Origin of the sequence: Ornatilinea apprima, assembly GCF_001306115.1 — a bacterium.
Classification (GTDB): Bacteria; Chloroflexota; Anaerolineae; order Anaerolineales; family Anaerolineaceae; genus Ornatilinea; species Ornatilinea apprima.
Genome location: NZ_LGCL01000040.1, coordinates 99,152 through 112,272, shown reverse-complemented (window position 1 = coordinate 112,272; position 13,121 = coordinate 99,152). Strand labels below are relative to the sequence as shown.

Here is a 13,121-nt window from a genome sequence, read left to right as displayed (position 1 = left end):
TTATTCACCACCCAGCAGGCTCAAACCAAGCGATTGAAGGACGCTTTGTGTTTCCAAGACATCCTTATGATGATTCAAACAATAGAGAATCGCGGCATCACGTTTTATTTTGGGATACAAAAGACTTTTTTGGGCGATCTGCAAGAGTTTCTGCGTGTCTTCCAAATTCAAACCCAATCCAAAGGCCAGTTGAATGACCTTATCTCTGGATGGTTTGCGCGTTCCATTAAAAAGCTGGTGCCCATACGTGCGTTCGATGGCTGCCTGCCTGATGACTTGCTCAGGCACCTGCCCCGCTGCTTTACACAGGTCTGATAGATAAACGTAGAAAGGTGGAACGTCCAACTCTGTGGCATTCACTTCGATAAATGTCTCCAAATCCGGAGCGTTGAACAGTTTTCTGAGCAAAACGCTGGTTCTGATTTCTTTGTTCTTTTTGTCTGCCATGCCCTGGTCCAAAATCTTTCTTGTGGTTCAGTCGTCTGTTTTAATAATGTTCCTCTCACTACCCCAAAAGCCCCAGATCACGCGCTTTGGCCACCGCTTCTGTCCGGTTAGCGGCATTCAACTTGGACAGAATGTGGTTGATATGACTTTTCACGGTACCAATGGTGATGACAAGCCGTGAAGCAATCCCCTGATTGGTCGCTCCCTCAGCCATCAGGCGCAACACCTCCAGCTCGCGCTCACTGAGCGGTTCCGGCAGGTCTTGTAAGGGTTGGCGTTGACCATCTTCGCAGGGAAGCGATTCCACCTCCGTTTTGATTCCCAACCGTTTTGCGGAGCGAATCGCTGCGAGAATTGGATCAACTTTCTCCGGCTGTAATCCTTTCTGTGCTGCCATGTGGATGAGATCATCCAAAAGTTCGCTCTGGTCAAACACGCGGATGTATCCCTCTCTGCCCGCCAGCCGCAGCGCCTTCTCCAATGAAGCCAGCGCCAATGCCTGCTCTCCCTTCTTTTGGTAAGCCTGAGCTTCCAGCAAGGTCAGCTCAATCACCCTTCCTGTTATTTGGTATTCTTCTTCAATCTCTGTTTGCCTTTTCAGATATGGCCAGACCGCATTAATATTTCCCGTGGCGATATTCAACCACACCCAAACAAGGTTAGCCTGATAAATCACCTCCGCCGAGCCAATTGGGCCCAGGCCAGCCAGATGAAGATGATCGCCTGAAGAGGAAGGATGCCATTGCAGCCAGGCGCAAGCCCTTTCCACCGCCGCCTGCGATGGCTGAATGCGCAGTTCCGCCTGAATCCTTAACCCTTCGGTCAAGAATTGAATATCTGGCCACATCATTTCCAATTGATCCAGGCAGGTGTTAGCCGCGTTCAACCGCCTTTGAGCCGAATAGAGGCGAAACCGCGCCAAACAACCCGTCATCAAGTAATACGGGTTCATCCCCCAACCCATTCGATCCATGCCCTGCGTTAAAGACCGCTCAGCCTCTTCCAGGCGGTCCTGTTCCAGAAGAATGCTGCCAATGGCCACATCCAGGCAGCCGAGCGCGGGCAAATCCACTGGCGATTGATTCAGGGCAGCAGCCAGGTTGGCCAGTCCCTCACGACTAATGCTTAAGGAATCGGCCAGTTTCCCTTGGCTGTAAGCAAGCCGGGCAAGGTGAAAGCTAATTTCCACTGCGCCAAAAAACAACCCCAGGCGCGTGGCGAAGGGCAAGGCCGTATTGAAGACTTTTTCCGCTTCCTCCACCTGATGCAGTGCCAACAAAGCATAACCGGAAATGAGCAGCCAGGGAAAGCACGCCGCATCATCCGGCGGATGATTTGCCAGATGGGTTTTCGCGAGGTTGAGCAGCTCTCGCACATCGACACCCGGATCAGGGATCATGGACAGAAAGGTACGCACCACAGCCGCCAACTGGTCCACTTCAAGCGACTGCTCTGCATCCTCAATAGCCGCCGCTCCCTCTTCCGCCTGCCGCAATCTTGCTTCAACCCGGGCACGGTTTCTCGCCCGAAACTGATAGGCCAGCGCCATACTCTGTAGAATGCACAGCTTGGGTCGGGTTTGCATGAAGACTTCTGGAAATCGGGAGCACCAATCGTAGATCGTTGCAATCTCGCTCTGGATGATCAAGCTAAAGCTGTGCTGTTCCACAAAATTGGCCGCAAAGACTTCATCGCCGGATTGGAAAGCGTGGTGAGCCGCCTCTCGCAGCAAACCGTGACGAGAAAACCAATCACTGGCCGCGCGGTGCAAAGCGCTGGCGCGGTCCGGTTGCGTGCGATTCAGCCAGGTTTGCAAAAAATCGCGAAACAGATGGTGATAGCGGTACCAGATTCCCTCTTCATCCAGGGCGGCAACAAACAGATTGTTTTCTTCCAGTTCCCTCAACCACCGCGCGCTGCCATCCACTTCCAGAACGGCATCACATAAGGGGGCAGACATGCGTTCCAGAATCGAAGTATACAAAAGAAAAGACTGCGCTTCCTCAGGTAGTTGGTTCGCTACTTCATCCAACAAGTAATCAGCCAGGTGCTTTTGCCTGCCAGTGAAGGAAGAAATCAGAGCATGCGGATCAGACCGGTTGGACAAAGACAGCGCCGCCAGCTGCAAACCGGCTGCCCATCCTTCTACTTTCACCGCGAGCTGTTTCGCAAGGTCACCGGGCAGATCAACGCCCATTGTTTTTTGCAGGAATTGGCCCGTTTCCTCTTCACTGAAGCGCAGGTCTGCCGCGCGTATTTCAATCAGCTTTCCTTTCGCGCGCCAGCGGGCCAGCGGCAGCGGCGGATTCATTCGGCTGCCAATCGCAATGTGAACATGCTCGGGTAGGTGGGTTACGAGAAACTCAATGGCCTCGTGGATTTGTGGAGATGAAATCAGGTGGTAATCATCCAGCACCAGAACCATGCTGCGCCCGCTTGAAAACAGCGCGTTGATCACTGCCGGGAGCAGCTGGAGCAAATCAATTTCCGGGGAGGAGCGCAGCATCTGGCTGATGGTTTCCAGGCCAAGTGTTGGCTCCAGAATCCGCTCAAGGCTCGCGACCAGATACGTGCCAAAGGTTACTGGAGAATTATCGCTCTCATCCAGTGCGTACCAGGCGACAGCCACACCCGCCGCCTCAAGCTGGTGAGCCCACTCGATCAGCAAGGTGGTTTTTCCATACCCCGCCGGCGCGCAGACCAGCAACAGGTCAATTCCGGGTTCAACAGCCATCTTTTGCACCAGGCACGCGCGTTGAACAAGCCTGGCGCGGCGGGCCGGAACCTGCAGTTTGGTGAATATGAGAGAGTTTTTTGAGGGTTTCATGGACTTATTAATTCTACACCTACCCTTCTTAAACTTTATAACCTGGAATCTAACTTCCGATAGATGCAGAAAAACCGTGTCCGCGATAAGATGCCTTCAGATGATTAATTGCTTCAAATATAAAGGATTTGAAATGAAAGAAAACAAAATTCTTGTAACGTATGCCACGATGAGTGGTTCCTCGCAGGAGATTGCCGAGTTTGTGTTGACAGAATTGCAGCAGCAGAGCTATGCCGCTGAAATTCAACCCTGCCGAATGGTCAAAAATCTGAACGCATTCAGCGCGGTCGTTTTGGGAACGCCGCTCTACATGTTTCACCTGCACAAGGACGCGCTGCGTTTTCTGTCCCGCCATCAAAAGGCGTTGCGCGCTATGCCGGTTGCCCTCTTTGCCGGCGGCCTGTATGTATCCAACACCGAGGAAGATCGGCAGGAAGTTCAACGGCAAATGACTGCGGAACTGGCTAAATTTCCCTGGCTAACGCCGTCCAGCCTGCTGCTGGTAGGCGGAAGGTTTGACCCAGACTTGCTGCGCTTTCCTTATAACCTAATTCCCGCGCTTAAACAGTCAGAGCCAAGCGATTTGCGCGATTGGAACGCGATCCGCGATTGGGCGCACAGTTTGCCGTCTCTCTTCGCCACGCAAACTGAATCACCCGTCGCACACGCGAGGAGGGAAGCATGAAAGCCACGCGCTTATGGGTCTCTGTGATGGGCGCCTGGATGGGTTTGGCGGGCATTGAACACGGCATCGGAGAAATCTTGCAGGGCAATCAAGCACCGGATGGAATCATGATTCAATCCTGGCCGGATTCCGCGTTGTTTCAAAACCTGAGCGGTGAACCGGCGCTAACCGTTCTGCCAAACTTGCTTTACACCGGCCTTCTAGCGGTTTTCTTTTCCCTGGTGTTTGCCGCATGGTCCATTTTTGGCGCGCACCGCCAGCGCGGCGGATGGGTGCTGATGCTGCTGGCCATTCCCATGTTGTTATTTGGCGGAGGCATCTTCCCTCCCCTGCTTGGCTTTTTGATTGGAGCAGCCGCAACCCGTATTCCTGCCGCAGTTCGCCTAAGCAGGACAATCACGGGATTCAACAGACTTCTCGCCAACAGGTGGCCGTGCATCTTTGCTGCCTGCTGCGCGGCCTGGCTGGCGGTCCTTCCCGATGTGGTCGTGCTGGGCCATGCCTTTGGGGTTGATCATGCCGGCGTGATCATAATCATTATCGCTGCTGCCTTTAGTCTTCTCTTCCTATCCTACCTGAGCAGCATTGAACATGACCGCATCGAATTGTCCCAAAGTTTTTAATGAACAAACGGGAGTGCATACCAATTCAAACGGCAACTGAACCCTTAGCCGCAGGCGCAGTCCATAGACGCCTATACGAAATCGGCGGCGCAGCCGCGTTGATGGCCTGGTGGTGATTGCGGCACCCAGTATCAGAGACAAATAACTCCAATACTCAGCATCTCCCGAAAAAAGAACTCAGGAGATGCTTTTTTTGACGATTTTATGACGGCGAGTTTCTACAATTACCATTAAGCAATCGAATTCATTCTCAAATGAAAGAGGAGTCCCATGACTTCCTCGTACTTTTCCTTCATGATCAGAATATGGAAAGCCTCCGCCGGCGAACCGCCCGCCTGGCACGCGTCGCTTGAGGTGCCCTCCACCCATGAAACCGTGTATTTTCAGTCGGTTAAAGACTGTTTGGATTACTTGAGAAATCTGGAAAAAGAAGATGCGGAAGGCAGCGCAGAAAACGCGAAAGAAACCGGTTAACCTGATCACGCGGGTATTTCTAGGGGATAAAGATGAAAGAGATTTTTGGTACTGTGGTGGGTGAAAGTAAACGCCGATTGTTGATCGGATGCCTTACCCTGCTGGTGGGGGTTCCAACAATGGGCTGCTGTTTGCTGGTTTTATTCACCGTGGTTCTACCCGGCCTGGACTCTTCTGCCGCGGGCGGCGGCAGTTCCTCCATGCCCATCTGGCTGCTGGTTATCGGCTTGCTCTTGCTGGCCGGGCTGATTGGCGTGCCAGTTGCAATCGCGGTGATGACCATCCTGCGCCGCGCGCGCACAATGGATGCGATATTCAACCCGCTGGGCTTTACCGGCAAAGCGTACATGCTGTATGGGCGCCATTACCAGGGAAACCACCAGGACCGCAGCGTGGATATTTATATTTACCGCGGCCCAACCGTGGAAGTGCGGCTGCAAAGTTCCGCTCAAACGCGCGTGCTGATCAATCCAAAAGAGTCCATCTCAACCAGCGCGGCCGATGCCTTCGGAAAGTCACCTCTGACAACCACTGATTCTGGCCTTGAATCCTTCGCAATTTACCCGGAAGAAGAAACCTGGACGCTGAATTTTCTGAACGACCCTGGCGTGGTTGGGAGCATACAGACCCTGATGCGCGCGGGGGCAGAGTGGGCCGTCATCCGCCGCCTGGAAATTCAACCGGGCGAAGTGATGCTGTACCTGCACCGGTCGCATAAAATTGCCAGCAGCCTGATCGATCCATCCGCCCTGCAAATTTGGCTGGATTCGCTAACCAACCTTGCCCATGCCGCAGAAAACCAACCCGCTCCGCAGAAAGTTCTCCAGCCACAGGTGGATGGAACCCGCCAATCGCGGCAGCGCATGAGTAAAGCTCTACCCTATGTAATTGCTTTTTTGGTCATTGGAATGCCGCTTTTCTTTATTGGAATTGGCCTGGTTGCTTATTTGTTGGTTTCACTCAACTGATGAGCATAACCACCAGTTGAAGATTTATTTGCACAAGATTGACACGTTGAGTGTAACGAGGAGGGAAAAGATGCCGCTTAGAAGAAAACATTTACACTGGCAAGCTGGAATGGTACTGATCCTTTTGCTCCTCTCCACCCTGCTCTCTGCATGCGGCGGTTCTCCTAAGATCATCAATGAAGCATCTTCGCAGCCAACGGCGAATCAGATAGAGTCTCAGGCCCAACCCTCTAGCAGCCAGCCTACCAACACACAGCCATCCACCACAACGCGAACTCCCAGCCCGATGCCCTCGGCGACAGCCATTCCCCTTCCTCCCAGCGGTGATTGGGCCATTACGGCTGATACGGCCTCTCTGATCGAGAACCTATATGAGATGAAGCTCTCTAAAGTGGGAGACGTAGTGGATATCGCCTGGTCACCGGATGGCAAAAACCTGGCTGTTCTCGGGCCGGCGGGCATCCTGATGCTGGATGGGGAAACCCTGGAGATCAACGGTGAATTTCAGGTGTCAGGAAGAAACAGCTACGTTTCTTTCAGCGCAAATAACCAGTTGCTGGTTGCCACGAACGCCATTACCTATCAAACCCAGATATGGAACCTTGCTGATGGTTCCAGCAAGATGATCTCCAACACCGGCCATCTTTCCGCCATCAGCCCGGATGGGAAAATACTGGCTGCCGTGGAAGATATCCAGCAATACAGCGCCGATGGATACCCCGGCCCTATTCAGGTTTTTCTGCGCCTTTTCGACGTCCAATCTGGAAAAATGATCCGCGATTCGGTTTCATCCTATACCATCTCGGATTGGGTAAGCTTCTTTCCAGACACGATTGGCTTATATTTCAGCCCGGATGGAAAAACCGTGCAAACGGTTAACGCGCTCGGGGACGTTCGCTCGTGGAATATCAACTCAGGACAATTGATCAACACTTCGGTCAACCCTTACACGCGCGAGCGATTAAGCTCTGGTTTTTGCCAGGCCGATCACACAACCGGGAACTCTTTCGCGGTTATGTGCGAAATTGCTTATATGGACCCGCCATGTATCGAGAACACCCCCGGCTGCGAGCCAACCGCGAAAGGCCGCTATGAAGTCGGCTTATGGGATGCCAACCGCCTGCAACGCAAGAGAAATCTGGTTATTAAGGATGAAACCGCTTACCTGGATGTGGCACTTGTCCCAGAAAACGACGTGATTATCTTGTTCACGCTGGAATCGCTGGAATATTGGAATGCGACTGCCGGAAAAATGGATAAAAGCGTTCCAACAAACCAGACGATTTCCAATTGGTTCAAATCTTCCATGTGCTCAACCTGCCGCAAACCCATTACGGCGGTGAAACCCGGAACCAATGGAGAAGTGATCGCCATATCCCATGAAGGTAAGGTGATCCTGTGGAACAGCGCCGACCAAACTGAAATGACCAGAGCAATCCTTGATCTCCGGCAGGTTACCAGCGCGTCTATGGGAACGCTGAATAACCAGCCCGTTCTTGCGGTTGGATTATCAGACGGTTCGGTCATGATGGTCAATCCAGCCAGCGGCGATATTCTTCAAACAATTGAGGCAGCGCATGAAGGAAAAGTAGGTAATGTTGCTCTGGGAGCCGATGGAAATACCCTGATCACCACTGGAGCTGGAAGCGCGAAATGGTGGCGTCTTGACTCCGTTGAGCCTTTCCACGTCGAGGCATTCGATCATCGCAGTGATTTTCTCGCTAACCCATTCGCCGGGGTGTTGGCCATGAGCCAGGAGACATTTGACCAAAAAAATACCCTACTCGATTCACGCCTGATGCTGGTTGATTTTTATACTGGAAAATCCCGGCCAATCATGGATAGTTGGATTGCTCATCTTTCCATCAGTCTGGATGGGAATTGGCTGGCAACAGAAAGGCTGGATAAGGTCAGTCTTTGGAACTTCAACACCCTGGAATGGATCCGCGATTTTGAACTCCCCGCGAACAACACCTATATCACGGCGATTGCGCTCAATCCAGACAGCAGCGCGCTGGCTGTCGCGCAGACTAACACCATTTCCGTAATGGATGTGAATACCAATACCATCATTACCCAGGTTACCGCAGAGGCAACCATCAACCAGATTGCGTTTGACCCTTCCGGGTGCCTGCTGGCTGCCGGAGATAACAACGGTAATCTATACCTGATCGACGCAAAGAACCGAAAGCTGCTTTCAAATTGGGCCGCTCACGCTGGAAGGATCAATAATTTGTCCTTCAGCCAAGATGGTCGTTTGTTGATGAGCCAGGCAGAGGATGGCAGCGTGCGGTTGTGGGGCCAGGCTGGCGCATCGGCATTACCCACCGGCGAATTGCTATCTCTTGCCTGCAAAGCCTCTTCACCGCCCCTCACCTCCACCCCGGTTACGCCCACCGCTACGCCAACACCGGTAACACCAACGCCGACTCCTACACAAGTTGCATATTACCGTCCGCTGGCATTGTCTGACCCCATGCTGACGGGTAATGATGTGCTACAGCTTCAAAAGCGATTAGTTCAACTTGGCTACACGCAAATCGGGATCCCGGACGGCATTTTTGGGCCCAAAACAGACCAGGCCGTGCGCCAATATCAGCAAGACAATGGCCTGGTGATCGATGGCATTGTCGGTCCGCTGACCTGGAAACAATTATTCGGTGAGTAAAGAAGAAAAAATGACTCTACCAGGAGAAGAATATGAATGATATCTTGCTCAATTTGATCGTGCTCGTTGTCTTTGCTGCTTTAGGCCTGCTTCTCTTCATTTTCCTTCAAAACAGAAAAAAGCAGAAAGATGCGCAATTTATACAAATGGCGAAAGAAAAAGGGTGGGAAGTGGAGCGAATTCAACAGCCTCTTCTTTCAGGTTATCGCGTGCGGGGCAGGAATACTGCTTGCGAATGGACAATCGAAAGCCTGGCTGAGGCCAGCCCGCGTGACGCCGGACCGGGGTCTTCCGAGGTGGGACTCAGTACGCGGTGGTGGACAAAAGATGTGGCATTAGCCGATAGAGGATTGGTCTTCGGTCCGGTCAACAACCCTGGCGACGCGCAAATGTTGGCATCCATGGGCGGCGCAATGTTTTCAAAAGTGATTCATGGTTTGTTGGGTGAAGATGCCGATTGGGCCGCTGATCTTGCTTTGGTCAATGCGGGCAGCGATCAATTCAGGCAAAAATATCTATGCCTGGCCAGCGAAAAAGAAGACGCCATCCGCGTTCTGCAGCCTGGGATTGAAAAACTGATGCTTGCACTTGCCGATCGACATCGGGTTGTGATTAAGTTAACCCCTGCCGGTCTCGAGATCAGAATTCCTACCGAACAGATGCTGGACCGCACATCATTAGACCTGATGGTAAACCTGGGGACGGCGATTGTTGAGATCTGGCTAGGAAGTCGATAAGCAACAAATACTGACGAAATTCCAACGACCAGTTTACCACCCAACTGGCGCGAACCGAAAGAATCAATCCTTGCGAATAGACCATTTTTAGAACAAGAAAGGCAACCAAAATGAGCACAAGAATGTTTCGGATGATGGCTTCCTTCACCTTACTCGCTTTGATGAGTTTCTGCTGCTCAACATTCTCGCAAATTGGCAGCAAAATTACCGGGGCGTTAGGTAACAATAACAACCCCGCTCAGAGTGAGCCGGCTGCGGATGAACCAGCCAGCAGCCAATCCAGCACGTCTGAATCATCGGGAGATTATGTGTTTGATGAAGGGGGGTTCCAATTCACACCCATTCAAGGTTGGCAGGTGAACTGTTCGATTGGAATCATTCAGATGGCAGCTCCGAGCGCTGACACCATGTATGGGCCTGCATTCCTGATCATGACAGGGGATAATCCAGATGAGATGACTACCGATGAAGCCTTTGACAAATTTAAAAACGAAAGCACTGCCGCAGAGATTGGCAAACCCAAGAAAGTGAAAGTTGGCGGTTTCCCCGCCCTTCAAGCCGAGATGACCAGCACCCAGGGAGATATAACGGTCAAATCGCTGGTGGTCACTTCCATGCTGACTGCCAAACGCCAGTTCACCATGATGGCCATGGCGCCTGAAAACAGATGGGATGAAGAAGTAGAACCGTATTTTGATGATGTGCTGAAGAGCATTAAATTCATCACCCCGGTGCCTGGCGCAGGCTGCCCCGGGGAAGACCCCATGCAAAGCACAATGGACGAACCCGCGCCTGACCAACCTCAACCGGCGGATTCCATCATAGAGGGACCATTCAGCCAGTACGCGGTATACGCAACAGCCAGTTCAGAATACGGCAGCGACAGTTGGTCGGCCATGCAGGCAACCGGCGCGCCCAATGTTGAGAACTGCGAGGATTCCGTCAATGCCTGGGCTTCGGTTGGCGCGACCACGAAAGAATGGATCGAATTGACCTACGCCATGCCGGTCTTCCCCACCGAGATCAACATCCACATGAATTACAACCCATCGCAAATCACCGAGATACAGATCATCGACACCGATGGCAATGCATACACAGTTGTTGAAACCTACCCCGAATATGTCGAATTTTGCCCGGATGTCTACCAAATTTCCCTGGAACTGACCAAAGAAATCTATGTAGACCGCGTGAAAATTTTCCTGGATCAAAGCGTGTTAGGCCTGGGCTGGAATGAAATTGATGCCGTGGAGTTGATCGGCCTTCCGCAAGGCGGCGCCGTTAGCGCGACCTCTCCCGGAAGCAGTCCAAACCCACCCAGCACTTCGGCATCAACATCCCCCTACCAGACCAGTGAGCTTGACCCGGGCGCGTTTGCCTATGACGTCAGCGGATACGAAAATGACGTCATCATGGGCGCGGATGTCCAGTACCAATCGACAGACAATGCCTATGTGGTCGGATTTATGAGCGGCACGCAGCGTTATATCGTGTCGCTGTTCATTCCCAAGGATGACCTGAAAATCGGTAAGGTACAAATGATCCCTTACGACCAGACCAAAGCGGCCAAAGGCAACACCGCAGCGATTTACATCAACGCATTCCTCTATATCGCGGAAAGCGGAGAATACAACTTTGAGGTCGATCCGGCAACAGGAACGCTGACCGGCACCTTCAGCTTTGAAGCCCGCAGCAAAGATTTTCCGGATCGGGTTGTTACCGTAGCGGGGGCTGTCAATAACGTGCCGCTGAAGTAACCCTTCGTCCCATCCATACAACGGGAGGCTTTTCATTTGGGGCCAAATGCACCACCCCACTTGAAAAGCCTCCTTCAGTTTATTGTTGGAAGAACCAATGCCAGCCAATGATTGGCGGCAAACAGGTTTATATCGGCCTTGTTACACGCCGCCTCAGCCACAAAAGGAGGGCCAATGCAATCAGCAGCCACAATCCGCCAGCCGCGCCGGAGATTGCGTAAAGATGGCTGGTGTAAATCGATATCCCGACTTGCTGGCGAATGAGCAGGTTGGTCACTTCCACCACCACCAGGCCAAACACAACCGGGAAAAGGGCCGGGGCGGTGATCACCAGCAGAGCGGCAAATTTACCGATCCATTTTCGAGCCATCATATACAGGCCGCTTCCGCTGCAGGCCAGCAAAAAAACGCCGCCCATCCAGAGCCAGTTCAGCTCAAAAGGAACCGGCTTGGAATTGCCCGCAAAATATGGCTCACGCAGCTTCGCGTATACTCCCAGCGCCAACGCGGTTCCGAATGCGATCACCAAACAGTTCAACCCGACCTGTCGCGCTGGCGCGGCGTTCTGGCGGCGCAGCGCCAAGAATCGCAGCGCGGCAGCCGCTGTGCCCAGGCAGCCCAAAATGAAGATGATCCAATCACCACCGTTCAATGGCGTAAAAAGTGTAATTTCATCCAGCGCGAAAAGAAGCAGGTGAGCGGGTCCCCAACCCCAGGGTGGAGTTTCCGCTAACCGGATGGTGAAGTCTCCCCCTTTGTGCTGGAAGAGAATATACTGGTCACCGTTCAGGCTGGTCGCTTGCAGACGGGAATGGAATACCGGATCATGGGACGAGGTGGCTCCCACACCCACCACCTCCACATAAGAATAACTTCCGCCCCCTGCCACCCGCACCGGAATGATCCCCGCCGGCGCGCCCTGGTAAACCAGCGTTCGTCTGCCGTCCTCTTCAACATCGGAGGCCAGTTCATAGGGTGGCGCTGCCCGGAACGCGATCAGCGGGTCTCCCAACAGATAATAGAAAGGTATGTTGGCAAATCCCTGCAGCGTACCGCGGTTGTGAAGCGCGACAACCTGCCCAATCGGAAAACCCGGCCAGGTATAGCGGAACGGCAAATCTTGAAACTCTCCCATCAGAAAACCTTCCATGGGACTGAACACAAAACCTACATACGCTGCCGCGCCCTGGCGAATAAATCCCAGAGCAATAGAATCGGGGTTCCAAATGCGCAAAGTCTGGCAGCTTGCCGCCGAAATCACCACCGGAGGCAATGACGGCAAATCACCAGCTGTGTATTCGGTCTCCGCATCCAGACGCAGGTATCTTCCCGCTCCGTGGCCGGTGAAGGTCAGATAGTTGGCTTGTTGAAGTGCATCGGAAAGCGATACCTTATTCAGTGCTGAAATTTCAAAACCGTCCTTTTGCCATTTCAGCAGTTGAGCCTGGTCAATATCGGCGGTTGGAAACTCGCCATTCGCGGCGTAGAACCGATCCGGCTCCTGCTGCGCCCACTCTTCCCGCAATTGCCTGCCCCGCAGCCAAAGCTGGCGGGCATCTTCCAGAGTGCTGCCGGTGATCAAACCCACAGATGGAAACGAGCCGTGGCTTTTCAGGATCAAACCCACCTCAGCCATCCGGGAATCACTTAATTCACCAGGAGATGTCACCCAATACACCACAGCAGGGCTGCCGGCCAGCGTATCCTCCCAGGAATCCGCCAGCGGAATTGATTCTTTTTGGGCGATGTCGACTGCCAGCGGATAGTATTCACTCTGCGGGGAAGAAAGAACAACCATCCGCACAGAATTTTCTGCCGGCTGCCCGGCAGCCGCGCCAACCCCGGCAAACAACCATCCCAGGCCGGTTAGGAACCCAACAACAATGAGAAATCTCCAATGCCGGATCATGTATTCTCTTTTCAGAATCATCAAAA

10 protein-coding genes are annotated in these 13,121 nt (G+C 52.9%); 7 read left to right on the top strand and 3 right to left on the bottom strand.

What is annotated here, in order from left to right:
* Together ADN00_RS16445 and ADN00_RS16440 are read right to left on the bottom strand one after the other, a co-directional pair.
* Entirely contained in the window at positions 1-447 is a 447-nt protein-coding gene (locus ADN00_RS16445) for a hypothetical protein (protein ID WP_152966398.1), read from the bottom strand.
* Between the two features lie 58 nt (positions 448-505).
* On the bottom strand, positions 506-3,181 hold the full coding sequence (locus ADN00_RS16440; protein WP_160317552.1) for a LuxR C-terminal-related transcriptional regulator: 2,676 nt from the start codon (positions 3,179-3,181) through the stop codon (positions 506-508).
* Positions 3,182-3,407: 226 nt separating this feature from the next.
* On the opposite strand from ADN00_RS16440, the gene ADN00_RS16435 reads away from it, so the two are divergent.
* From ADN00_RS16435 to ADN00_RS16405, 7 genes are all read left to right on the top strand, one after another.
* Positions 3,408-3,959, top strand: a complete 552-nt coding sequence (locus ADN00_RS16435) for a flavodoxin domain-containing protein (protein ID WP_075064180.1) — start codon at positions 3,408-3,410, stop codon at positions 3,957-3,959.
* Positions 3,956-4,582: a hypothetical protein gene (locus ADN00_RS16430; RefSeq protein WP_075064097.1), complete on the top strand. Its 627-nt coding sequence runs from the start codon at positions 3,956-3,958 to the stop codon at positions 4,580-4,582. Before ADN00_RS16435 ends, ADN00_RS16430 begins: the two co-directional genes overlap by 4 nt.
* A gap of 270 nt (positions 4,583-4,852) precedes the next feature.
* On the top strand, positions 4,853-5,056 hold the full coding sequence (locus tag ADN00_RS16425) for a hypothetical protein (RefSeq protein WP_075064096.1): 204 nt from the start codon (positions 4,853-4,855) through the stop codon (positions 5,054-5,056).
* 32 nt (positions 5,057-5,088) lie between these two features.
* Positions 5,089-6,024: a hypothetical protein gene (locus ADN00_RS16420; RefSeq protein ID WP_075064095.1), complete on the top strand. Its 936-nt coding sequence runs from the start codon at positions 5,089-5,091 to the stop codon at positions 6,022-6,024.
* Between the two features lie 70 nt (positions 6,025-6,094).
* Positions 6,095-8,692 carry a peptidoglycan-binding protein gene (locus tag ADN00_RS16415; RefSeq protein ID WP_082390279.1) on the top strand — a complete coding sequence of 866 codons (2,598 nt, stop codon included), beginning with the start codon at positions 6,095-6,097 and terminating at the stop codon, positions 8,690-8,692.
* Between the two features lie 32 nt (positions 8,693-8,724).
* Positions 8,725-9,429: a hypothetical protein gene (locus ADN00_RS16410; protein WP_075064093.1), complete on the top strand. Its 705-nt coding sequence runs from the start codon at positions 8,725-8,727 to the stop codon at positions 9,427-9,429.
* 110 nt (positions 9,430-9,539) lie between these two features.
* Entirely contained in the window at positions 9,540-11,186 is a 1,647-nt protein-coding gene (locus tag ADN00_RS16405; RefSeq protein ID WP_152966397.1) for a hypothetical protein, read from the top strand.
* 127 nt (positions 11,187-11,313) lie between these two features.
* Here ADN00_RS16405 and ADN00_RS16400 read toward each other — a convergent pair whose 3' ends face one another.
* Positions 11,314-13,116 carry a hypothetical protein gene (locus ADN00_RS16400; RefSeq protein ID WP_075064091.1) on the bottom strand — a complete coding sequence of 601 codons (1,803 nt, stop codon included), beginning with the start codon at positions 13,114-13,116 and terminating at the stop codon, positions 11,314-11,316.
* Positions 13,117-13,121 lie beyond the last annotated feature (5 nt).